The sequence below is a fragment of the Ralstonia sp. Ralssp110 genome (assembly GCF_047325135.1).
GTDB lineage: Bacteria > Pseudomonadota > Gammaproteobacteria > Burkholderiales > Burkholderiaceae > Ralstonia > Ralstonia mojiangensis.
Window position 1 is genome coordinate 2,644,255 of record NZ_CP168610.1, and the last position, 21,493, is coordinate 2,665,747.

The window sequence follows — 21,493 nt, forward strand, 5'->3', positions numbered from 1 at the left end:
AGAGCCTGGTCAATCAGGAACGTCACGCGCCGCGCCGCGTCCGCCCACTCGTGAGCCCCGGGAGGTACAGAACCAGCGCGAGGGCGGGTTCGCGCGTCAGCAGCGAGACTCCGCCGCGCCACAGCCCCCCTCTGCGCAGCCGATACAGCGCCCTCAAATACCGCCTTCACATGACGCGATGCCGCAACGCCCTCAACCGCACGGTAACGCAGACAGTTCGCGCACTGAAACGAGACAAGAAGGGACCGGTCGTCAGCGATTGCCGGAGCAACAGTACATGCGACCCGATGCGCCGCAGCAGCCCGTGCGGCCGCAGATTCGACAGCCAGTGCAGCCAATGCCTGCCCCTCAATCAACGCATGATCCGCGCGCCGATTCTCGACCCACGCGCACGGATGGGCGAGAGCCAGATGGTGACCGCCGACGCGACGGACGCGGCCAGAACGATCGCTAGCTGCCGAACACCAATTTGCCCGAGCCATCCACTGATTGCCGCGGCCGCTTTCGCGTGTCGGAAATCTGGTGGGCTTGAATGTTGCGAGAGCCGGACGTAGGTTTACCAATAGATTCAGGGCAACAAAGCGGCTGATACCCGATAGCGGCTGTTTCTGGTTCCACATCGCGATCAGTCCGAATTGCTGTTCTGGTCCGAGTGAAAGGGAAGCAGCCATGAAAGCTCTACCGAATCCGAAGCTGAACCATCTGCTGTCCGTGCTGCCGCCAGCGGAATGGGAGAGCATCGCGCCCCAGCTTGTCTGGGTCGACATGCCGCTCGGGCATGTCGTTTATGAATCGGGCGACCGCCCCGAATTCGTCTACTTTCCCGTCACGTCCATCGTCTCCCTGCTCTATGTCATGGAGGACGGCTCCTCGGGCGAGATCGCGATCGTCGGCAACGAGGCCATGGTCGGCATCGCCATCTTTATGGGCGGGGAAACCACCCCCAGCCGTGCCGTGGTTCAGAGTGCGGGCGGCGCTTACCGCCTCAGTGCCCGCATTCTCAAACAGGAGTTTGCCCGCGCCGGGGCCATGCAGCGTCTGTTGTTGCGCTATACCCAGGCACTCATTACCCAGATGGCGCAAACCGCTGTCTGCAATCGGCACCACTCGATCGACCAGCAGCTGTGTCGCTGGCTCCTCCTGAGCCTGGACCGCCTGCCCTCCAACGAGCTGCGCATGACCCAGGAGCTGATTGCCAACATGCTGGGCGTGCGCAGGTCCGGGGTCACTGAAGCCGCTTTGAAGCTGCAGACCGCCGGGTTGATCCGATACAGCCACGGAACCATCGAAGTCCTGGATCGCCCCGGCCTCGAGCGTCGCGTCTGCGAATGCTATGCCGTGGTCAAGCGCGAGTTCGATCGCCTGCTTCCAGACCTCGAGGCGCTCTGACCGCCCCCCCGGGGGGGCTGCATGTCAGCGATGGGCGCGACGTTCGTTCAAGGCTTCGGCTGCTTCTTGAGCGCATCCTTGGCGTCGCCATACGCAGCCTGCGCCTTACCGGCAATCTGTTCGACCTTTCCTTTCGCTGCCGTGGTGTCCTTTCCGGTGACCTTGCCAACGGCTTCAGTCAACTTGCCCTTCGCTTCCTCAAGACGGCCCTTCACTTGATCCTTGTTCATGGCAATGCTCCTGCGCTTTCGGCGCTCAGTTGGTCGTGGGGGATGCCGTGCCTTGACGCGCCGCGCTCGGACCACTTCCACTTCATTACCCGGCGATGCGCATACCAAGACAAGACCTTGCCCAACGAAACCGCATGATGTCTCCGCAGACGCAGTGCCGTCTGTACGGTAGTGGACTAACTCGAGAGGGGCGGCGCAATCACCCACGCAAATTGGCTGAACCGCGTCGCAAGCTGCGATGGACCGGATCCGCCAGCGCGCAGCAAATCGCCATCACTGGCTCTTCTCACCCGGCCCTGCATCTTCGTACGCTGTCGTACCGTAACGCACTCCGCATTGACGTACGCTGAACATGGCGCGTCCGCGATGGAGTCAGAGATGCGAGAAAGGCGTGTCCTAACCCTGACGGCGATGGCTCTTGCCACTCTTGCCACAGGAGGCGCCGGCACGATTGCGCAATAGCAATAGCAATAGCAATAGCGATGGATGGTCCGCAGGCGGTGACGCATCGGTTGCCGTCCTGAAAGTGGGTGCCAACGGCAACATCGACAGTTCGACCGCGACGGGGCCGATCGAGGCATTCGTTCTCACCAACAGTGGGTTGATGGCAGGCGTGACGCTCGAGGGCACGAAAGTCACCAAACTCAAATCTCTTTAGTGCAGTCGCGAGGAGGCCGCCATGCGCGCCCTTATCTATACGGTCCTGGGGATATGGATGGCCTCGCTGGCCGGTTGCCTGTGGGTTCCTGACGACGGCTACCACGACGGCCGGCAGGGTGGCTATGAACGTGACCACCGTGGCGGTTATGAAGGTAATCGCCACGGAGGCTACGAGGGTGACCACGGTGATAGAGACCGTGATCATCGTTAGCGAAGCCGTTATTGATGGCCCCCGCTGATCAGGGGGGGGGTGATCGCCGCTTTGCGACCCGCACGAGACATGCATTGGCATGCTGGTGCGTACGCTACCGAACCGTTTTCAAACCCGCACTACTCTATTCTTCAAGAGGATGGGGGACGCTGAATTCGCTCGGGCAATGCCCGGAAAACTTCGCGCGTCAACCTCATGAAGAACCAACCGTGGAGCGCTTCTTGCCTGGCTCGTGCACACGGAGTGGGGGGAATCTACAAAACAAGGAGGACATCATGTCTCTCGGACTCGTACTTCTCATTGTCTTAGCCGTTTTACTGGTTGGGGCATTCCCAAGGTGGTCCTACAGCAACGGGTGGGGCTACGCGCCAAGCGGTGCGCTCGGCGTGGTTCTGCTCATCGTTCTCGTGCTCTTGTTCATGGGGCGACTCTAAAGCCGACGATCCGTTACGCCCCACGGCATCTCATGCACAGGCGGCGGCGCACTACGAGAAAGAGGCCAACGTGATGCTCGATCAAACCATTCTCCAGTTCCCAGACATGGAGCGCGACGCGTTTCGCGAGGTGTGCCTGCGAAACGGCCTCGCGCCCGACGGCTTTGAGGTGTCATCCACGGAACACTTCTCGAGTGGCGCCCCTTCCGAGGCGCTGGACCGTAGCGTCATCGTCCGGATGGGCAAGACCATGCGGGAATACGACGGTGCTCATGGCCCGGACTGGACAGTCGATTTTGAACACGACATCCGGTCACACGTCTTCGGGTAAAGACGTCACGCAGACAGTTCGAGCGACCGTCTCCAGAACCCTGACCCCGTCCCTCATGGTTTGCAGTACCACTTGCTGGCGAGGCGCCATATGAATCCCATCACCGCATTCATCGTTGTCCTTCTCTTGGCTGTGGGGGCCGCCGCCGGTATGTTCGGCTCGGTTCTGCTGGCGCCCGTGTTTTGGGTTGCGGCAATCCTCGTTGCATCGACACTCAAGATGGCAAACGCCTGGCAGAAGTTCGTCATCCTGCGCGCAGGCAAGCTGCAAAGCGTGAAAGGGCCCGGGTTGTTCATGATCCTGCCGATCGTCGACAGCGTCACCGCTGTGATTGACGAGCGCATTCAAACGACCGGATTCAATGCCGAGCAGGCATTGACGAAAGACACTGTGCCGGTCAATGTCGACGCGATCATCTTCTGGCACGTTCACGATGCGCAGAAGGCTGCGCTGGCCATTACCGACTACCGTCAGGCCATCGACCGCGTCGCCCAGACATCGTTGCGTGAAATGATCGGCGCCTCGATGCTCTCGGCACTGCTATCAGACCGGAAGGCGGCAGACGAGCAGCTGAGCGCAGAGATCGGCGAGAAGACTGCAGCATGGGGCGTGACCGTATCGTCGGTCGAAGTGCGCGACGTGGCCATCCCCGTGGCGCTGCAGGACGCAATGTCCCGGCAGGCGCAGGCCGAACGCGAGAAACAGGCCCGCGTCATCCTGGGTTCTGCGGAAGCGGCCATCGCCGCCAAGTTCGTCGAGGCTGCGGGCATGTACGAAGGCCATCCGCAAGCGCTGCAACTGCGTGCCATGAACATCATCTACGAAACCACCAAAGAGCGTGGCGCCACGATCCTGATGCCGACCTCAATGGTCGACAGCATGAATCCCGTTGCGGTTGCCTTTGGGGTTTCCGGCAGCACGGAGCAGACCAGCGCTGTCCTGCCGCTCAAGACGGCTGCGGCTGCGGCCGCCGCTTAAGCCATACACCATCGATTCATAAGAACGGGTTGGAAAGCGGCATTCCCCACTAGTGTGAGTGTGGGCATGTCGCTTCGCCTTCCCTGTCCGCAATCATTTCCCAACCTGATTGCCTACGACGCCACCGACGACTGCGCCGCCCACTGTCCCTACCGCGCTACCGCCTGTCAGGACAGCGCCTGCCACACCACCGACACCGGCGCCGATTGCAGTGTCCGTACCTCGCCGGGACATCCCGGCACACCCGCCCGCGAGCGTCACGATCACCAGCATCGCGCCGCACAGTTGTGCTATCCGATTGCTACGCATTTTGTGCACCTCCGCCCCGATCACAAGCCACCGCGTGCTGTTGCGGAGAACGCAAAACCAGGACTTGAATTTTCTGTACGGACCAAAAGCGGCGTACAGCCCATCGGGGCGTCCCTGCGTCAGCACGTGAGCGTGAGTGTCGCGCGGACGTCCCGACAAAGAGGATCCTCGCTCGCGTGAAGTGTGTCGGTACGGTGGCAGACGCAGTCGTCACCTGCCCAGGTGTGCAACCGCTGAGGGCAAGCGGCGGACCGACTGCGTGATTCACCGTCAATACGGACCGGGTTCTGTACGGTACCGAGCCGACGACGTTTCGCCCCGGCCTTACGCTGCAGTCTCAAATAACAGTGAAACGGCACTTTCCGACATACCGAGGTAACCGCACCAAGGACATCTATGATCAATTCGCTCGACCTCCCAAACGGAACGCTTGAAATCCGCACGCTGCAGCGTAGTGACCGGCGATGGTTCTCCGAATATCGCTTCACGCACAGTGATGGAGGCGGCACCGGCTGGGAAGCAGCCGCAATCCCAGAGGGGTTCGTTTCCTCCGGATTGGCATTCAGCGCCGGGATACTTCTGGGGCAACAATGCGCGGAACTCACCGGGTGAGGGGGAAGAGGCGGCGCCACCCGAGGGGGCTACGCCGCCAACACGTTGCATGAGGTCAACATCGGCATGCGGGCAACCTGCTTGCGTGCCGATGCCTACAGCAGAAACATCGCCAGGGCAGCAGCCCCCATGATTGCCGTGGCAGACCAACCCAAGACGATCAATGGCCGGCTTGCGGTATAGGGGCCCATCACCGCGGGCTTCGACACGAGCAGGATGATGACCGCCATCAGCGGGACCGCCACCACACCATTGATGACTGCGCTCCAGAAAAGTGCTTTCATCGGTCGGATCGGTGAGTACTGGATCGCCAGCCCTGCGAGTACGCTCAAGGCGATGATGCTGTAGAACCCGCGGGCGTCGCTCACTTTCCGTTCCAGCCCTTCTTTCCAGCCCATCGCTTCGGACAGCGCGTAGGCGCCTGATCCCGCCAGCACAGGCACGCCGATCAGCCCCACCCCCAGGATCCCGACGGTGAACAGCACGTACGCAAAGTCTCCCGCAAGCGGTCGCAAAGCACTGGCCGCCTGCGCCGCGGTCGTGATGTCGGTCACTCCAGAAACGTGCAAGGTCACCCCCGTGGCGAGGATGATGAAATAAGCGGTCACGTTGGAGTACAACATGCCGCTCCAGGTGTCCCATCGAATGCGCCGGAGCTCGGTGCGGGCCTTGGCCCCATCGGCTTTCAACGACGGGCGCGCCCGCATGTCTTCCACCTCTTCGGAAGCCTGCCAAAAGAACAGGTAGGGGCTGATGGTGGTACCGAACACGGCAACCACCATGGATGCGGCACTGGCATCAAGCCTGACACTGGGCCACACCGTGTGCAGCGCCACGCGGCTCCACGGCACGTGTACGGTAAACAAGACTGCGGCATACGCCAGCAGAGACGCCGTCAGCCACTTCAGAAAGAAAACGTATCGGTGGTAAGGAACGAATATCTGCAGTGCCAGGGTGCCGAACACCACCAACGCCGTCATGACATGCCGGTCGATGCCGGAAACGAGTTCCGCGACCTCGCCCATCGCCGCAACGTCAGCAGCAATATTCAACGTATTTGCGATCAGCAACAGCAACACCACGACGCGCAACACAATCGGCGGGAAGACGTCCTTGATGTTGGCCGCAAGTCCCTTGCCCGTGACGCGTCCCATGTTTGCGCACATGGACTGCATGGCCGCCATCAACGGAAACGTAAGCGGCATCGTCCATAGCATCTCCAGGCCAAACTGCGCCCCGGCCTGCGAATAGGTCGCGATTCCGCTCGGGTCGTCGTCGGCGACGCCCGTGATCAGCCCGGGCCCGACATGCGACAACGGATGCGCATTCAAGCGCGCGCGCAGAACACGATACAGATTGGGCCGGGCCTCTCCGCTGCCGTCCATGTTTGGCTTCCTTGTCTACCAGCGCTGGGCTGGAGTTGATCGTCGCGATGTTCTAGTGCCGGATCGTGATAGGGCGGCTCGCGTCTTGCTCGTGTATTAGCGTATGGGCATGCCCAAAACAAGCGGTGGGATGCAAAGCCTCTAGGTGCGCAGCATCGCCGGCTGTGGTCGTGCTTCCGACATTGTCTGCGATACGGCGCCTGGAGCGCGTGTCTATTCCCACTCTCTTGGGGTCTCGCTTCAGTCTTTGATATTGAAATGCCGCAGTTCGAGGCCCGCATTCCATTGCCGGACCGTCGAACGCCACGCCTGAACCGTGAAGACCGTAGCCTGCACAAGGTTGCGGTTGCAGCTGCCGGTTCAGGGGGCAGTCAACAGCAAAAAGATGCTGGGGCTTCCCATGAAACGCATTGCGTCCATCGCGCATGGCCCCTACCCTTGGAAGACGACCACGACACATCAAGGATGTCTTCAATGACACGTACGACCGACTACCGTGGTTACCAGATCCACATGGAGCTCGTGGGTCGATCAAAGGACATGTTCGACTTGTGGTTTTCCATCCAGGGGCCGACGCAGCCCGCGGGCGTCGCGGCCATCGGAAAGCGCATCAAGGTCCACGGTGGTCCTTTCTCGCGGCGCTGGGCGCATCTCGTGGGCGAGCTGGCAGGACGGGCGGCGATCGACGTCATCCTCGGCGTGGAAGAAGAGGGGCCGTCCACGGACGAGTGGTAAGCCCGTGCCACGCCGTCACCAGGTGCTGATGCCTTGCGCGGTGTCCACCGGCATGCTGAACCCAGGCGCAATGCTCGCCACGGCCTCGATCTGCACCAGCGGTCTCGATGGCGTCACGTTGCCGAAGACCATGGCGATGGGAATATCGGCTGCGTCGCGCCCCGTCCCGATCCGCAAGAGCCCCATGGGCACCGCGGCATTGGATGGATCGACGAGGTACCAATGCTGCCCCACGAATACCTCCACGAACGCGTGGAAGTCTGCCGGCCCCATGCCGGGGTCGGCACCGTAGTCGAGGCTGCTGCAAAAGCGCGCGGGAATGCTCAGCGCGCGGCACAAAGCGATCATGAGGTGTGCATAGTCGCGGCACACGCCCTTGCGTTCAACGAGCGTGTCGACGGCCGACGTGCGCTCGTTCGTAGATTGAGAGACACACCGCACATAGCGGCAGACCCAGTCGCGAATCGTGATGACGAGCCGGTACCCGCGCTCGCAGCCGCCAAACTCGCGCAGTGCGAATTCCATGAGCCGATCCGATTCGCAATACCGGCTGGGGGCCAGGAACGTGACGACATCGAGCGGGAGCTCTGCGATGGGGACTTCGAACAATTGCTCCGCCGGTGTGAGCACATGGTCGACGTCGACTGTGGCGGTGTAGGTGACCGAGAAGTGCCCGCGGGGGGCACGCACGCGCAAGCGCCGGTTCAGCAGGCCGGGTTCGGTGTGCGGCTCTGCCATCAGCGCCGGGGTCAACTGCAATGATTCGGCGACGACGACTTGGCGCGCAGTCTGCGCCGCGTGGAAGTTGAAGATGAAATCGGCGGTCGAGTCGTGCACCTCGTAGCGCAAGCCGACCGAATAACGCATGCGCACCATACGGCCTCCTGCTGCGTGCATCGTCTTACCGGCGGCCACGGCCACCGATGACGAACGGGCGGTACGCTCGCGTCTGGCATGGTGGCCATCCACGCGCAAGCAACCGCCTTCGTGCGGCTATTGCGCCATCAGTGTCTGGCCAGGCACGAAGCCATCGATGATGTCTTCGGCCATCTTGACGGCGACACGTTTGGCCACGCCGACGCTGTCCCAGGGCGTGGCCTCCAGCCGGAAGATGCGGGAGTCCTCCATGCTGGGCTCCTCGCCAGCCTGACAGATCAGCACCGAAGCGTTGTAGGACCGGTCCGGGCGCCGCTCGTGCCATTCACGAGGCGGGTCGAACAGGTAGATGAGGGGGTAGACATCAAACCCCTTGTAGCGGCAAGTCGGATAGGTATCCACAGCGGACTCCGTAAAGGGGGGAAGTCCCACTGTACGCGCTTTCCCTGCGCACCATCGAACTATCGGGGGTGGGTGGAAAGCTGCCACGCTTCGCGCACCCTGCATGTCATCGCGCCATCACATTCGGCTGGACCCGCGGCAAACATGCCGCGGGGACGCAGCCGGTGCACACGCCGTTCATTTCTTCTTTTTCTCAGCGCCCTCGTTCGTGACCCGCGATTGCACCGAGCCAAACGGTGCTGCAGGCACTGCCACCTTCTTCGGCTGTTTCGGCTTCTTGACTTCGCGGTTGCCGCGCAATTGAGACTTGGCCATCGTGATACTCCGGTTACGTTGCTCGCCAAGTGGCCGCGCCGAGCATACGCGCTTCAACCCCGGCCAGGGAGAATATCTTTGCTGGCGGCAACGGGTGGGGCAACCCACACCGCGTGTGAGCCCGACGCGTGAGGAGCGCTGCGCGATCCTGCCGGGCGCAGTTGGCCATCCCACCTGGGTACCGATCGAGCCAAAAGCCCTGGTGTAGACGCCGCTGCAGCCGGCTCAAGTAGCACGACGGAGACGCGAATGCGAGGCACGCTGCCGGGACTTCTCACGAGTGCGTGCCGACGGACTAATCGTGTCAGGTGGCGCAATGGTGTTGATCCAATCCTGCAGTCCCAAAGCACAGAGCACGCAGACTAGGGTTTTGACCCTCGAGCCGCGGCCGCTCTCGAGGTCCCGCAATGCCCGAACGCTTACGCCGGCCAGTGCAGCCAGCGTCTTCTGCGCGAGATTCCTGAACAAGCGAAACGTCCTGAGCCTTTCACCCCGTTCCGCCTCCATCTCGTCTGGTGTCAGATCGGTTCCCGCCATCATTCCACACGAATAAGCCCGTCTACCGTACTGACCACATCTTGATACGAATGAGAGAGGAAGGCGGCGACGTACAACGTCGCTTTTCTTCGCCTTGATGCGATCTGTCGCAGCATCCCTTCGTACCCTGTTGCCGTGATTCCTATATTCGGCCACCGAACTTGGTGGCATATCGGCGCCCTGCTTACCCACGCTCAATGCTGCTTGGTATCAAGCATGTAGCCTTCTCCTCGAATCGTGCGAATGAGCTTGGGTTCCCTGATGTCCTCTCGCAACTTGTGACGCAAGCGCGATATCTGCACGTCGATGCTGCGGTCAAATGCATCGGTTGACTTGCCGCGTGCGGCATCCATCAAGTATTCGCGACTTAGTACGCGCCCTGGGGCTGCAAGAAATGCATTGAGGAGGCGGAACTCGGCGTTCGAGAGTGGGATGACCGTATTGTCGGCAGCGATCAAATGGCGGCCAATGAGGTTCAGACGCCAGTTTGCGAACCGGCACTCTTCCTGGGTATCGGCATGCGCATGCAGTTGGGCGCGCGTGCGGCGCAGGATGGTCTGGATACGCGCCACCAGCTCACGAGGCTCAAACGGCTTGACGACGTAGTCGTCCGCGCCCAGCTCGAGCCCTACGATCCTGTCCGTCATCTCGCCGCGTGCCGTCAAGATGATGATCGGGATATCCGACTTCGCACGAATCTCGCGACATAGATCGAGTCCATCGCCATCAGGCAACATCAGATCCAGCACGACAATATCGGCTGTGCCATTAGCAAGCGCACGATGCATATCGGCACCGTTGGCGGCTTGCGTGGTGACCATGCCGAAATCGGCTAGGCAATCACACAGCAAGCCCCTGATCTGCGCGTCGTCGTCGACAGCGAGAACATGAATAGATTTGGTCACGGTGTCTCCCCTCTCCGGTGTCGTAGCGGCAGCGTGCCGCGCTCGCTCCCACGGAATTATGAGACGCCAATATAAGGGCTTTTTTGTACGGATTATTTCAATCTTGAAATAATCCACGTGGGTGCCGTTGCGCATACATCAACGGCCACGCGTCCCGCAACATTCAGGGCACGCCGGTAGCGCAACGAGATGTGCGCTTTACACGCGCCATCGCGCCACGCTCTGCAGCTGCTTCCCGCGCATTCCGCTTCGTATCAACCTCGATACAAAGTCGAGATGAAGTGGAAATGCCCAGGCTTTAACGTGCTCCTCAACAAGACCTATCAAGGCAGGAGACACGTGGCATATGAACTACGCCCAACCCAAACCGCACGCTCGTCGAATGGCTGGCATCGCATTCGTGATCGCATTGCATGTGGTGATCCTGTACGCGCTGCTGAGCGGTATCGCAACCAACGTGGTGAAGATCATCACGACGCCGATCGAGACGCGTCTGCTTGAAGAGATCAAGCCCCCGCCCCCACCGCCTCCCAAGAAGCTGGCAGAGCCCCCGCCGCGGCCGAAGCACGTTGCGCCACCCCCGTTTGTGCCGCCGCCGGAAGTGCATACCGCCACACCGCCGTCACAAAACACCATTACCGCCCAGTCGGCCACACCAACGCCGTCTGCACCGGTCGCGCCTCCAGCACCGGCGCCGGCACCTGCGCCAGTTGCCGCAAGTGTGGGCGTTGTGTGCCCGAACTCGACGCAGGTGCGTGCGGGCATCCGCTATCCACGTGAAGCGATCAAAGACGGCCTCACGGGCGATGTCGTCGTGGCGTTCACGGTGGGCACCGACGGCAACGTGAAAGACCTGCGTGTCACCACGTCCGCCGCACCTGTGTTGGATCGCGCGGCCGAGAACGCCGTGCGCCAATTCCACTGCACCGCGCAAGGCCAGGAGGTGCGGGTGCAGGTGCCCTTCTCTTTCAAGCTCGATTGAGGCTGCAAGCGACAGCCAATGCCATCACGTTGTTTCAACACGCTCCAGGAGACAAATATGTCCAAACGCTTTTACCCGGCTGCCGCCGCCGTCGCTCTGACGCTGGCAACCAGCGCTGCGCATGCCGCCAACGATGCGGTAACGAATCCATACGGCCTCGAGGCGCTTTGGAAAGGCGGCGATCTGATTGCCCGCGGCACACTGCTAATCCTCATCGTGATGTCGATGGGCAGCTGGTACATCATCGTTGCGAAGCTGCTTGAACAGGCCCGTGTGCTCCGCCGGGCAAAAACTGCCGAAGAGGTCTTCTGGACTGCACCCACGCTCGCAGAAGGCGCACGCGCGCTCAACGAGGACTGCCCCTTCCGCTTCATTGCACAGGCCGGGCTGTCAGCATGGGACCACCACGATGGCGCGATGCTGGAGCAGATCAGCCTGGACACGTGGGTCACCACCGCTGTTGAGCGCGCGACCAACACCGTTTCCAATCGCCTGCAAGACGGCCTCTCTTTCCTGGGTACCGTCGGGTCAACTGCGCCATTCGTGGGGCTGTTCGGAACGGTGTGGGGCATCTATCACGCGCTGACGGCCATCGGCATTGCCGGCCAGGCATCCATCGACAAAGTTGCCGGCCCCGTGGGCGAAGCATTGATCATGACCGCTATCGGCCTTGCCGTGGCCGTGCCGGCTGTGCTCGGCTACAACTGGCTGGTACGGCGCAACAAGGCGGTGATGGAGCGTGTGCGCGGCTTCTCCGCCGAGCTGCATACCGTTCTCTTCACAGGCAAGACCACCGCTGCCGCTGCCGCCGCAACGCGGTCCATGGCGATTGCTCGCGTGGGGTGAGCCATGGCCATGTCCGTCGGAACTGGCAGCAGTGACGAGCACGATGAGGTGATGTCCACCATCAACACGACGCCATTGGTGGACGTGATGCTGGTGCTGCTGATCATCTTCCTGATCACCATTCCGGTGGTCTCGCACACCGTGCCGGTCACGCTTCCCAAAGAAGCCGTCCATCCGCTTCAAACCACTCCCCAGAACGTGATCCTCGCGGTCACGAAGGACGGCGACGTGTTCTGGAACGAAGGTCACGTGCCGGACACCCACACGCTGGTCGACAGGCTCAAGACGGTGGCCGTGCAAAAGCCGCAGCCGGAAGTGCACATCCGTGGCGACCTGGATGCACGTTACGCCGCCATCGGGCGTGTCGTCCTCGCCTGTCAACGCGCCGGTATCGCGAAAGTGGATTTCATTACCGAAGCACCGCCGCACCAATAACCCATTCACATCAAAAGGAGGCCCGTCATGGCAATGACGATGCATGACGGCAACGGCGATGAGGCCGAGGTCATGGTCGAGATCAACACCACCCCGTTGATCGACGTGATGCTCGTGCTGCTCATCATGCTCATACTCACAATCCCCATCCAAACGCATGCGGTAAAGCTGGACATGCCAACCGACGCGCCAGCGCAGCCCCAGCAGACAACGCCGGCCATCGTGCAGATTGACGTTGCACCCGACGGCTCGCTCGCCTGGAATGGCGAACCGGTGGCCTCCCGTGCACAGCTGGAAACCCGGCTTGAGGCAGTCAGCGCAGACCCCGCGCCAACTGAGCTGCACCTGCGTCCTGACAAGGCGGCGCCGTATCGGGCCGTTGCCATGGTCATGGCTTCCGCCCAGCGGCTGGGTGTGAAGCGCATCGGGCTGGTCGGCAACGAGCAGTTCATGCCGTAAGCGGCCCCGCGCGGCCGCCCGTTCGTTCGGTCACTCTCTCGCCTCCTCCTCAATTGTCGGATCTACCATGTTCGACTCGAAACTCGACTTACCTTCCCCCGCCATGGGGATCTCCGCCCCAAGGGAAGCGTCCGCTGGTGCGCTTGCCTGGTTCGGCCTTGCGGTACTCGTGATCGTCGCGTTCTTTGCCAATATCGACCGGCAGATACTTGTTCTCCTTACAGAACCGATCCGGCAGGACTTCGGTCTCTCGGACTTGCAGATCGGCCTGCTGCAAGGCGCCGGCCTCGCGCTCTTTGCGGGCGCGGCGGCGCTACCCATCGGATGGATCGCAGACCGCGTCGACCGTCGCCTCGTGCTGGCGGTGTGCATCCTGGTCTGGAGTGCAGCAACTGCTACCTGCGGGCTCACCACCGGCTTCTGGCAACTCTTCATCGCCTCGATCGGATTGGGCATCGGAGAGGCCGGATTGATGCCCATCATCTACGGCATGATTCCCGACCTGTTTCCCGCACGACAGCGCGTGCTCGCCAACTCGGTGTTCGCGCTGGTCAATCTGCTCGGCGCCGGCGCGGGCATGGCCCTGGGAGGCGCGCTATTGCAAGGCGTCACGACGATGCACGGCACGCTACCCGGTGCGTTGGCCGGCTTCTCGCCATGGCGCCTGGCCTTCTTTGCCGTTGCCATCCCCGCGCCGCTTCTGGTCATTCTGGTCGCCATGATCCGCCCTAAGCACGGCGACCGCAGCACGAACATACGCGCCGCCGAGCATGTCGCCACATCACCCTTGACCGCACGCGCCTACTTCACGCGCGAACGGGCCATGATGGCGAAATTCTTCGGTGCAATCGCGTTGGTCAACATGGCTTTCACCGGCATCACCACCTGGATGCCCATCGTTGCCGTGCGGAGTTTTGGCGCGGCGCCGGCTGCGGCTGGTGGTGGGTTGGGGGCCGCGGCCACAATCGGCAGCGTCATTGGCTGCGTTCTGGGCTGGCTGATCGCTCGCCGCCTCAGCCCTCGCTTCGGAGTATTGGCCCCGCTGCGTGTGTGCGAGTGGGGCGCGCTTGCCGCGGCGCTCACTTCCGTCGGCTACCTGACGGCCACTTCGGTGACATTCGTCTACAGCCTCTTTGGACTGCAGTTCGCTTGCATTGTTGCCGGCATGGTGCTGTTTCCCGCAATCATGCAAAGCATTTGCCCCGCGCACCTGCGCTCGCGCGTGGCCGCCATCGGCGTGCTGACCACCATCGTCGTTCAAGCCGGTAGCCCGGTCTTCATCGGGGTGATGTCGGATCGCTTGCAGGCGGTCAACCACGGTCTCCTCCTGGCGATCATTGGCGTCGCCCTGGTTGGCTTCTCTTCAGCTTGCGTACTGATGCGCGCCGCCGGTAAAGGCGTACGCGAAGCGATTGAGTGCTACGCATAACACCCTCCCATCGCCAAACGAACACCATGGAACGCTGTTCTCTCTCGATTCGAATCGAGTGCTGGCCGCTGGCCGCGCCTTTCAGAATTACCGGTTATCTCGTCGATACTGCACGTGTGGTCGTCGTGACAATCGCTGACGCGCACCATGAAGGTGTCGGTGAAGCGGCCGGCGTCTTCTATCTTGGCGAGACGCCCGAATCGATCGCGGCGCAGATCGAAGCGGTACGGCTTTCCATCGAACGAGGCATCACCCGCGCGCAGTTGCTGACGCTGCTGCCGTCGGGCGGCGCACGCAATGCGGTAGACGCAGCGCTTTGGGCATTGGAATCGAAACGTGAAGCGTTGCCGGTCTGGCGCGTCGCGCAGCTTCCGCCACCGCGCCCCCTGCTGACCACGATGACTATCGGCGTCGATACCCCGCAGGCAATGGCGAGCAAGGCGCGTAGCCTGCGCCAAGCCCGTGCGCTCAAGATCAAACTCGATGGCAGTGTGCGCGATGCCAGCCGCCTGTTATCGATTCGTGAGGCGCGACCTGAAGTGTCGCTCTCGGTCGATGCCAACCAAGGCTGGTCGCGCGCTCACCTCGATACGATGCTTCCGGTGTTGCAGCAAGTCGGCGTCGACATGCTGGAGCAGCCATTCGCCATCGGTGCTGACGCCTGCCTCGATACGCTGGACTATCCGATTCCCCTGGCCGCCGATGAATCGTTCCAGGATGTTAAGGACCTGCCCAACGTCGTTCGTCGATACGACATCGTCAACATCAAGCTCGACAAGTGCGGGGGACTCACGCGCGCGCTTGAACTCGCCGCCACCGCACGGTCTGCAGGCCTCTCCATCATGGTTGGATGCATGCCGGGGACGTCATTGGCCATCGCACCCGCTTTCGTCCTCGGGCAGTTGTGCGATCGCATCGACCTCGATGGCCCGTTGTTTCTCACCAGGGATCGTGCGGTTGGCGCCCAGTACTCGGACGGCCTCTTGTTGTGCCCGGACGATGCCTGGGGGTCCGCCGTTACCAATGCCATGCTCCCGTAACGTCCACCGCGCAGCCAATGGATTCTTCACTCGCCGCGAGACTCGACGCCCTCTTTGCACCGTATCAGCGTAGTGACAGACCGGGGCTGGTCGTGGGCATTACGCACGGTGACGCGTTGCGCTATCGCCGTGGCTTTGGCATGTCGTTCGAGGCGTTTCTGGCGGAACACCTCTTTGGCCCGATGGGCACGATCGACACCATTGCGGCGCCCGACGATATGCAGATTCTGCCCGGCATGGCGACACTGCATGTACGGGACGCCACGGACGGCTGGGAGCGCGGGCTACTAGCAGCATGGCGTATGGCGCAATGCGCCTCTCACGCGACAGCGGCTGGACCATCTCGTGTTTCCGGCTCGACACCTGGCGCACGCGCAATTTGCTGTTCACTCGCATTGACGACGATACAACCCCATGACAAGCCCATCGAGAGAATGCATGTACGAGGCGCTATCGGCGCTGTTTCGCCCCTACGCGCGCAGCGATGGTCCGGGCGTGGTTGTCGGCATCGCTCAGCATGGTGAACTGTTCTACCGCAAGGCATTCGGCATGGCGAGTCTTGAGCACGCGCGCGCGCTGACGACCGCCACGCGCCTGCGCATCGGCTCAGTCAGCAAGCACTTCGCCTGCCTGGCTGCACTGCTGCTATGCGAGGAGGGCCTTCTCGATGCGGACGCCGGCATCGGAACCTATATTCCTGAGCTCTCGCGTGCCGGCGGTGCGCCGACACTGCGTCAGTTGATGTCGCACCGCGGCGGGCAACGATGCGCGCTCGATCTGGCCTTGCTGACGCAAGGCTTGGCCATCCCGCCGCGTGGCGCAACGCTCGCCGCACAGATCCGCCAGCGCGACGAGAATTTCCATCCAGGCGAACGCATGATGTATTCGAACGGCGGCTATCACTTGTTGTCGCTCGCCATTGAGCGCGCCAGCGGCATGCCGTTTGATGCATTCCTGGATGCGAGGATCTTTACTCCGATGGGCATGCACGAGACGGCCTCCATCGACAACGACATGGCCGTGGTGCCGGGCATCGCCAGCTTTCATGTGCCGGATGGCGAAGGCGGGTATCTGCGCGGCATCTTTCCCTCAAGAGAGATCCTGGGTGAAGGCGGCATCGTTTCGACGGTCGATGACATGCTGCGATGGACTGCGCACATGCATGGTGAAAAGATCGTCGGCACGGATGCGACTTGGGCACAGATGTTGGAGATGCCCGTGTTTTCCAGCGGACAGGGCAGCAACTACGCCCTGGGCCTCAAGCAAACCATCTATCGCGGCATCCAGCTCACCCATCATTCGGGCGGTGTCATCGGGGGCACCAGCCATATGCTGTTCTCCGCCACACACGGGCTGGATGTGGTGCTCCTCAGCAACGGCGCGGTCGACACCCCAATCGATCTTGCCCATCGCATCGTCGATATCGTGCTCGCCACTGTCCTGAGCGGCGACGGGCCGCCGATTCCAGTGCGTGCGTCGGCACATGCTGCGCGGCTTGGCTGTTATCGCTCATTGGAGAGCAATGCGGTGTATGCACTGGAGGACCACGACGGCGCATTGGCGCTGGGTGGTTGGCTCTGCGCGGGGAAACCCCTGCCGCTTTACCCCATCGAAGGAAGCCCCACCAATGATGTCGCCATTGAAGCCGGCGCTGACGGATCCTTCTCCGTGCACTGGGGAATGCACAACGCGCCCGATGACATCGACCATCTCCGGATCGCCCATTGCGGACATGCCGAGACATTCGAACGCGTTGCTGAAGTGCCCCCGATGACGGCCGAGATCGCCGCTGAGATGTGTGGCATCTACGAGAGCCACGATGCCAACGCCCGCGCCGTCATCGAACACGATCCGGCCGACCACAGTACTTTGATACTCCGTATGCAAGGCGCAGCTGGAGGGTGTGATTACCGACTGACGCCCATCGCTGATCACGTCTTTGGCATGGCTCCCATCGCCCCACTGGCTTTCATCGATGGCATCGTTACGCTATCGCAAGACCCATCCCAGCCGCCGACGCCCAGCTTCCGCATTGATACCCAACGGAGTCGAGGTGTCACATTCACGCGGGCAGTTGGCAACTGGACACGATACCCGGAACCCTGCCTCTGAGACACAACGGTTGAGGGAAAAAAAGGCGGAGCGGCACCGTTGCCGCTCCGCCTGTTCTCATATCTCGCGCGAGAAAGCGAGGCCACGTGTTCGCGAGGTATCCAGCCAGAAACGGGAAGCACGCCCGTTCATACGATCGACGGTCAGCACACCGGCGGAGAAACCTTGCGCATCCGCCGGTTCAAACGTGAAGACGTCTTCGCCAACGGGGACAAGCCGGTAGTTGACGCCACCCATGGGGCCCTCCAGCCGCATCGATACGGCGCCGTCCGAGAGCGTCAGTCCGGCATGCCCTGCTGCATCACCGCTGAAGTAAGCGCCCTCCATGCCGGCGAAGGCATCGGAGACAGGTGGCGCCTCATCTGGCAGCCGTTCCAGTAGCGATGCATGGCCGCAGTCGATGAACTCGATGGCCGTCACGCGGCCGGCCGACGTTGCGCCGGGCCGAATCATCAACGCGCCACCAGTACCGTCCTCGATGCGCAAACCGTCCGACGTCTCAATTAACGGTAGCGCCAGGTGCTTCTGGTTATGTATGACGGCAGCAAGGTGCCCACCCCGATCGACAACCTCACAGTACGCTCGATCGGCGCGCGAGAAGTATCGGCCCAGCAGCGCTTCATGACCGTTGATGGTCAGTGGCTCGGGGCGCGGGGCGCCGAGTACCTCGTCGCCCAGCACAACGTCGACAATCTGCGTTGCGAGTGCAATCGGGTCCACCGGCGCGCCGTTGGTAAGAATCACCACATCGAGCGCATGCGCCGCCACGGTCAACATCTGGCATGACCCACCGAACACGCCGCCGGCATGGTGGAGCAACTCAACATTGCGATGCGGTGTGCGCATCAACCCAAGCGCGTACACACCTTCGGCACCACTGGAATAGCGCGGTTTGGTCAGCATCTGCCGCCACACGTCCTGGGTGCCGAGCTTGTCGGGCGCGCGCAGATGGGCCGTCCAGCGGAGCATGTCATCGATGGTGGACACGATGCCGCCTTCACCCCGCACTTCCCACGAAGGGAACAAGCCGCGAATAAAGCCACCCGTTCCGTCCGGCACGTGCTGGGTGGCCATGCGCGGCCGAATCTGCATGTCGTCGGCAACGGCCTCGGTATCGACCATGCCCATCACACGGAAGATGCGCTCCGACAGGAAGCTCTCGAACGGCACGCCGCTGACGCGCTCAATGACAAGCGACAGCAGGTGGTAGCCGCCGTTGCAGTAAATCATCCGCTCCCCAGGGCGGAAATTGACGTCGCGTTGGCGGACCTCCGTCGCCAACGCCGCGCCCCGAGGCATGGTCACCACGCCCTGCGTCAACACCCACAGGTCGAGGTAACAGCGGTAGCCGCCGGTGTGCGTCATCAACTGGCGTAACGTGGGATCGCCCGCGAGCACCGGCAACTCCGGGATATACGTGCGGATGCCCGCGTCGACATCCAGCTTGCCCTCTTCTGCCAGCAGCAGCGCCGCGAGACACGTGAAGTGCTTGCTCGTCGAGCCGATCCGCATGCGCGTTGCGGGCGTGTTGATGGTGCCGTGCTCAATGCTGGCCAGCCCGAAGCCGCGCCGGTAAAGCGCATCCCCTCGCAACGCGACGCCGACCACGAGGCCCGGCTGGTCCGCCTTGTTGTACGGCTCCAGCAACGCGTCGAGTTGCTTCCTGATATCCATTGGATCGTGTGTCATGTCGATTGATGTGCGTTAGAAGGGGACCGTCAGCGTTGCACCGATCGTGCGAGGCTGTGCCACGCTGACCAGCGCAGGGCCACCCATCGGAACCAGGGACGTACCTGCCGCAAGCAACGCACGGCGGTCGAACAGGTTGCGAACGTAGAAAGCGAGGCTGAACTTCTTGAAGTCGAGTCCTGCCTGCAGATCCGTCATGGCATAGCCCGGCAGGGGATAGTCTGGGCGGCCTGTATTGCTTCCAAAGCCAGCATGGCGACTGCCGACAAACCGTTGACTCACACCTGCGTAGGCTGGATATCCGTTCACCGCGAAGACGTAGCTGGCCGATAGCGTGGCGGCAACCCGTGCCGAGTTTGGAAGCGGATCGCCCGCATTGGTGCCCGTGTTGACATTGCCCGTGGTCAGCTTCGCGTCGATGAGGGACACGCTCAGACCAAGATTCCAGTGGCGATTCGGACGGAACGCGCTGGAGAGCTCCAACCCTCGAATCCTTGCATCACCGGCATTGAGCACTTGATTGACGCCATTGACCGCGCCGAACTGCTGGATGTTCTTCCACTCGATGTCGTACACCGTCATCGCAACCGACATGCGCTTGTCCAGAAGATCGGCCTTGTAGCCGGCCTCGTAGGTCCACAGCGTGTCGGGGCGGAAGGTGGGATTCCCAGACGAAGGCAGCCCCGTGACTGGATCAACCAGCAGCGCATTCGGTCCACCAGGGCGATACCCGCTGGCAGCGCGCAGGTAGACGTTGCTGTCTTTCGTCAGCGCATAGTTCGCCGTAAGCATGTACGTCTTGCTGGTATCCGACGAGGGGGCGGTAATGGTCTGCGTGGGCCCTGCGAGCGCGCCAAACGTGGTCTGCTGGTACTCCTGCGTGTTGCGTGCCACACGGAGGCCGCCGGTCAACGACAGGCGCGGGGTCAGGTGATAGGTCAGATCCCCGTAGGCCGCGTACTCGCTGTAGGTGCTCGGTGCCTCAAGCGCGGACAAATTGGGGCCGACGGTTCCGTTGGGCAGCGTTGTAATGAGCCCTTGGCTCGCGTCACTGCGCTCGCGCGTGTAGAACACACCCGCAAGCCATTCCAGCGTCCGGTTGCCCGGCGAGGTCAGACGAAATTCCTGCGTGAACTTGTTCGTCGTCGCCACGTTCTTTGCGGCAACGGAACTCACGTTTAGCCCGATGCCGTTGAGCAGCGGAACGTACACCACCGACAAGTCTTGCGGCGCATCAGATCGCATCGACTGGTATGACGTGATCGAATTCGCGCGTGCCCAGCCGAACTCGTACTCAACCCCGGCGGAATAGAGTTGGACGTTCTGATGAAAGGGCTCCGTCGTAAAGAGCCGCGTTGTCAGATCGCCGTCCACGGGTTGCCCATTTTTGCCATAGGCAACGTAGTTCGGTGCATTGCGGTTGATGTTCTGCGTCAATGCGGTCAGGCGCAGCGTCAACTGATTCGTGGGCGTCAGAAGAAACGACGCGCGCGCGCCATAGGTATCGCCGCGGTCAATACGTGAACCGGCCTGTGGCCCCACGGCATCGACATAGCCCGCATCGTGTTGGCTGAACATCGAAATCCGTGCCGCCGCCACATCGGTCTTCAACGGAAGATTCAACACGGCGTTGGCGGAGTTATTCACGCCGCCATGCTTGGTGACGGAAAGGCCTGCAGACGCGCGGCCCGAAAATTCGCCGGAATCCGGCTCGTTGGTGACGTACTTGAGCAATCCGCCCATCGCACCCGCACCGTACAGCGTTCCTTGAGGACCCCGCAGAATTTCGATGTGATTGAGGTCCAGCAGGCTCATGTCGAGCGCGAACGTTGCACCCTGGGAGAACACGGTGCTGCCGCCAAATGCCACGTCGTCGACGTACACGCCGACGGTCGGCCCGGTCTGCTCACCTGTCGTCACGCCGCGCATGCTGATTTGCCCAGAGCCGCTGCCACCCGCCGTGTTCAGGTCAACACCGGGTTCCGACGACAGGAAGTCGGACATAGTCTTTGCGCCGCCTTTCTGCAACTCTTCAGCCGAAACCACGTTGATCTGCATCGGCACTTCACGTGCGGGCTCCCGGCGGCGCGTTGCGGTCACCACCACCGTGTTGAGGGTGGCGCCTTCCTTGCCCTGCGACACGGATGTCTCTGCCCCCTGCGCCCTCTTCTCAGCCGGGGCCGCCCCGCTTT

The 21,493-nt window shown here is 62.0% G+C and carries 22 protein-coding genes and 1 pseudogene; 14 read left to right on the forward strand and 9 right to left on the reverse strand.

All coding sequences use genetic code 11. From position 1 onward, the window contains the following. Positions 1–669 precede the first annotated feature (669 nt). The gene (locus ACEN9T_RS21325; protein ID WP_413706986.1) at positions 670–1,389 is read left to right on the forward strand and encodes a Crp/Fnr family transcriptional regulator; all 720 of its coding nucleotides are present in this window, start codon (positions 670–672) and stop codon (positions 1,387–1,389) included. A 47-nt stretch (positions 1,390–1,436) separates the two neighbouring features. Here the strand turns inward: ACEN9T_RS21325 and ACEN9T_RS21330 are convergent, their stop codons facing one another. Beyond that, positions 1,437–1,619: a CsbD family protein gene (locus tag ACEN9T_RS21330; protein ID WP_092971848.1), complete on the reverse strand. Its 183-nt coding sequence runs from the start codon at positions 1,617–1,619 to the stop codon at positions 1,437–1,439. A gap of 475 nt (positions 1,620–2,094) precedes the next feature. Here ACEN9T_RS21330 and ACEN9T_RS21335 point away from each other — a divergent pair. The 4 genes and pseudogenes from ACEN9T_RS21335 to ACEN9T_RS21350 form a co-directional block, all read left to right on the forward strand. After that, positions 2,095–2,277, forward strand: a pseudogene (locus tag ACEN9T_RS21335) (twin-arginine translocation pathway signal); the annotation flags it as partial. 488 nt (positions 2,278–2,765) lie between these two features. Continuing rightward, positions 2,766–2,924, forward strand: coding sequence for a DUF3309 family protein (locus ACEN9T_RS21340; RefSeq protein WP_037028723.1), 159 nt, complete (start codon positions 2,766–2,768; stop codon positions 2,922–2,924). A gap of 73 nt (positions 2,925–2,997) precedes the next feature. Further along, positions 2,998–3,255, forward strand: a complete 258-nt coding sequence (locus ACEN9T_RS21345; RefSeq protein ID WP_009238936.1) for a hypothetical protein — start codon at positions 2,998–3,000, stop codon at positions 3,253–3,255. Positions 3,256–3,345: 90 nt separating this feature from the next. After that, complete coding sequence (locus tag ACEN9T_RS21350) at positions 3,346–4,233, forward strand: slipin family protein (RefSeq protein ID WP_413706987.1); 888 nt, start codon at positions 3,346–3,348, stop codon at positions 4,231–4,233. Between the two features lie 93 nt (positions 4,234–4,326). Here the strand turns inward: ACEN9T_RS21350 and ACEN9T_RS21355 are convergent, their stop codons facing one another. Continuing rightward, positions 4,327–4,542, reverse strand: a complete 216-nt coding sequence (locus tag ACEN9T_RS21355; RefSeq protein ID WP_080693787.1) for a glycine zipper 2TM domain-containing protein — start codon at positions 4,540–4,542, stop codon at positions 4,327–4,329. Between the two features lie 396 nt (positions 4,543–4,938). Here ACEN9T_RS21355 and ACEN9T_RS21360 point away from each other — a divergent pair, with 396 nt between their 5' ends. Continuing rightward, positions 4,939–5,154: a hypothetical protein gene (locus ACEN9T_RS21360; RefSeq protein ID WP_092971850.1), complete on the forward strand. Its 216-nt coding sequence runs from the start codon at positions 4,939–4,941 to the stop codon at positions 5,152–5,154. 95 nt (positions 5,155–5,249) lie between these two features. On the opposite strand, the gene ACEN9T_RS21365 is transcribed toward ACEN9T_RS21360, so the two are convergent. After that, on the reverse strand, positions 5,250–6,539 hold the full coding sequence (locus ACEN9T_RS21365) for an NRAMP family divalent metal transporter (RefSeq protein ID WP_092971851.1): 1,290 nt from the start codon (positions 6,537–6,539) through the stop codon (positions 5,250–5,252). Between the two features lie 474 nt (positions 6,540–7,013). Between ACEN9T_RS21365 and ACEN9T_RS21370 the strand changes: the two genes are divergently transcribed. Next, a complete protein-coding gene (locus ACEN9T_RS21370) occupies positions 7,014–7,274 on the forward strand; it encodes a hypothetical protein (protein WP_009238940.1) in 261 nt (86 codons plus the stop codon). A 15-nt stretch (positions 7,275–7,289) separates the two neighbouring features. Here the strand turns inward: ACEN9T_RS21370 and ACEN9T_RS21375 are convergent, their stop codons facing one another. The 4 genes from ACEN9T_RS21375 to ACEN9T_RS21390 form a co-directional block, all read right to left on the reverse strand. Further along, positions 7,290–8,150 carry a transglutaminase-like domain-containing protein gene (locus tag ACEN9T_RS21375; RefSeq protein ID WP_413706988.1) on the reverse strand — a complete coding sequence of 287 codons (861 nt, stop codon included), beginning with the start codon at positions 8,148–8,150 and terminating at the stop codon, positions 7,290–7,292. A 117-nt stretch (positions 8,151–8,267) separates the two neighbouring features. Then, positions 8,268–8,552, reverse strand: a complete 285-nt coding sequence (locus ACEN9T_RS21380) for a hypothetical protein (protein ID WP_092971853.1) — start codon at positions 8,550–8,552, stop codon at positions 8,268–8,270. 177 nt (positions 8,553–8,729) lie between these two features. Then, complete coding sequence (locus ACEN9T_RS21385) at positions 8,730–8,867, reverse strand: hypothetical protein (protein WP_009238943.1); 138 nt, start codon at positions 8,865–8,867, stop codon at positions 8,730–8,732. Positions 8,868–9,598: 731 nt separating this feature from the next. Further along, a complete protein-coding gene (locus tag ACEN9T_RS21390; RefSeq protein ID WP_254775654.1) occupies positions 9,599–10,309 on the reverse strand; it encodes a response regulator in 711 nt (236 codons plus the stop codon). A 346-nt stretch (positions 10,310–10,655) separates the two neighbouring features. Between ACEN9T_RS21390 and ACEN9T_RS21395 the strand changes: the two genes are divergently transcribed. The 7 genes from ACEN9T_RS21395 to ACEN9T_RS21425 all read left to right on the forward strand — a co-directional run bounded on the left by ACEN9T_RS21395 (position 10,656) and on the right by ACEN9T_RS21425 (position 17,612). Next, on the forward strand, positions 10,656–11,291 hold the full coding sequence (locus tag ACEN9T_RS21395) for an energy transducer TonB (protein ID WP_413706989.1): 636 nt from the start codon (positions 10,656–10,658) through the stop codon (positions 11,289–11,291). A gap of 57 nt (positions 11,292–11,348) precedes the next feature. Further along, positions 11,349–12,137: a MotA/TolQ/ExbB proton channel family protein gene (locus ACEN9T_RS21400; protein WP_413706990.1), complete on the forward strand. Its 789-nt coding sequence runs from the start codon at positions 11,349–11,351 to the stop codon at positions 12,135–12,137. A gap of 3 nt (positions 12,138–12,140) precedes the next feature. Then, complete coding sequence (locus ACEN9T_RS21405) at positions 12,141–12,572, forward strand: ExbD/TolR family protein (RefSeq protein WP_413706991.1); 432 nt, start codon at positions 12,141–12,143, stop codon at positions 12,570–12,572. Positions 12,573–12,599: 27 nt separating this feature from the next. Beyond that, positions 12,600–13,031, forward strand: coding sequence for an ExbD/TolR family protein (locus tag ACEN9T_RS21410; RefSeq protein WP_413706992.1), 432 nt, complete (start codon positions 12,600–12,602; stop codon positions 13,029–13,031). 67 nt (positions 13,032–13,098) lie between these two features. Further along, positions 13,099–14,460 (forward strand): MFS transporter, encoded by a 1,362-nt coding sequence (locus ACEN9T_RS21415; RefSeq protein ID WP_413706993.1) that lies wholly within the window; start codon positions 13,099–13,101, stop codon positions 14,458–14,460. A gap of 26 nt (positions 14,461–14,486) precedes the next feature. Beyond that, positions 14,487–15,500: a dipeptide epimerase gene (locus tag ACEN9T_RS21420; protein ID WP_413706994.1), complete on the forward strand. Its 1,014-nt coding sequence runs from the start codon at positions 14,487–14,489 to the stop codon at positions 15,498–15,500. A gap of 438 nt (positions 15,501–15,938) precedes the next feature. Then, positions 15,939–17,612 (forward strand): serine hydrolase domain-containing protein, encoded by a 1,674-nt coding sequence (locus ACEN9T_RS21425; RefSeq protein ID WP_413706995.1) that lies wholly within the window; start codon positions 15,939–15,941, stop codon positions 17,610–17,612. A 57-nt stretch (positions 17,613–17,669) separates the two neighbouring features. Here the strand turns inward: ACEN9T_RS21425 and ACEN9T_RS21430 are convergent, their stop codons facing one another. After that, complete coding sequence (locus ACEN9T_RS21430; RefSeq protein WP_413706996.1) at positions 17,670–19,301, reverse strand: serine hydrolase domain-containing protein; 1,632 nt, start codon at positions 19,299–19,301, stop codon at positions 17,670–17,672. A 15-nt stretch (positions 19,302–19,316) separates the two neighbouring features. Continuing rightward, positions 19,317–21,443: a TonB-dependent receptor gene (locus tag ACEN9T_RS21435; protein ID WP_413706997.1), complete on the reverse strand. Its 2,127-nt coding sequence runs from the start codon at positions 21,441–21,443 to the stop codon at positions 19,317–19,319. Between the last annotated feature and the right edge of the window lie 50 nt (positions 21,444–21,493).

What these genes read in the sequence shown, in the direction of transcription:
- ACEN9T_RS21385 (WP_009238943.1), bottom strand. Translation starts at nt 8,867, where the DNA reads ATGGCCAAGTCTCAATTGCGCGGCAACCGCGAAGTCAAGAAGCCGAAA.
- ACEN9T_RS21365 (WP_092971851.1), bottom strand. Translation starts at nt 6,539, where the DNA reads ATGGACGGCAGCGGAGAGGCCCGGCCCAATCTGTATCGTGTTCTGCGC.
- ACEN9T_RS21420 (WP_413706994.1), top strand. Translation starts at nt 14,487, where the DNA reads ATGGAACGCTGTTCTCTCTCGATTCGAATCGAGTGCTGGCCGCTGGCC.
- ACEN9T_RS21410 (WP_413706992.1), top strand. Translation starts at nt 12,600, where the DNA reads ATGGCAATGACGATGCATGACGGCAACGGCGATGAGGCCGAGGTCATG.
- ACEN9T_RS21325 (WP_413706986.1), top strand. Translation starts at nt 670, where the DNA reads ATGAAAGCTCTACCGAATCCGAAGCTGAACCATCTGCTGTCCGTGCTG.
- ACEN9T_RS21430 (WP_413706996.1), bottom strand. Translation starts at nt 19,301, where the DNA reads ATGACACACGATCCAATGGATATCAGGAAGCAACTCGACGCGTTGCTG.
- ACEN9T_RS21370 (WP_009238940.1), top strand. Translation starts at nt 7,014, where the DNA reads ATGACACGTACGACCGACTACCGTGGTTACCAGATCCACATGGAGCTC.
- ACEN9T_RS21395 (WP_413706989.1), top strand. Translation starts at nt 10,656, where the DNA reads ATGAACTACGCCCAACCCAAACCGCACGCTCGTCGAATGGCTGGCATC.
- ACEN9T_RS21360 (WP_092971850.1), top strand. Translation starts at nt 4,939, where the DNA reads ATGATCAATTCGCTCGACCTCCCAAACGGAACGCTTGAAATCCGCACG.
- ACEN9T_RS21375 (WP_413706988.1), bottom strand. Translation starts at nt 8,150, where the DNA reads ATGGTGCGCATGCGTTATTCGGTCGGCTTGCGCTACGAGGTGCACGAC.
- ACEN9T_RS21425 (WP_413706995.1), top strand. Translation starts at nt 15,939, where the DNA reads ATGTACGAGGCGCTATCGGCGCTGTTTCGCCCCTACGCGCGCAGCGAT.
- ACEN9T_RS21415 (WP_413706993.1), top strand. Translation starts at nt 13,099, where the DNA reads ATGTTCGACTCGAAACTCGACTTACCTTCCCCCGCCATGGGGATCTCC.
- ACEN9T_RS21400 (WP_413706990.1), top strand. Translation starts at nt 11,349, where the DNA reads ATGTCCAAACGCTTTTACCCGGCTGCCGCCGCCGTCGCTCTGACGCTG.
- ACEN9T_RS21340 (WP_037028723.1), top strand. Translation starts at nt 2,766, where the DNA reads ATGTCTCTCGGACTCGTACTTCTCATTGTCTTAGCCGTTTTACTGGTT.
- ACEN9T_RS21350 (WP_413706987.1), top strand. Translation starts at nt 3,346, where the DNA reads ATGAATCCCATCACCGCATTCATCGTTGTCCTTCTCTTGGCTGTGGGG.
- ACEN9T_RS21355 (WP_080693787.1), bottom strand. Translation starts at nt 4,542, where the DNA reads ATGCGTAGCAATCGGATAGCACAACTGTGCGGCGCGATGCTGGTGATC.
- ACEN9T_RS21405 (WP_413706991.1), top strand. Translation starts at nt 12,141, where the DNA reads ATGGCCATGTCCGTCGGAACTGGCAGCAGTGACGAGCACGATGAGGTG.
- ACEN9T_RS21345 (WP_009238936.1), top strand. Translation starts at nt 2,998, where the DNA reads ATGCTCGATCAAACCATTCTCCAGTTCCCAGACATGGAGCGCGACGCG.
- ACEN9T_RS21330 (WP_092971848.1), bottom strand. Translation starts at nt 1,619, where the DNA reads ATGAACAAGGATCAAGTGAAGGGCCGTCTTGAGGAAGCGAAGGGCAAG.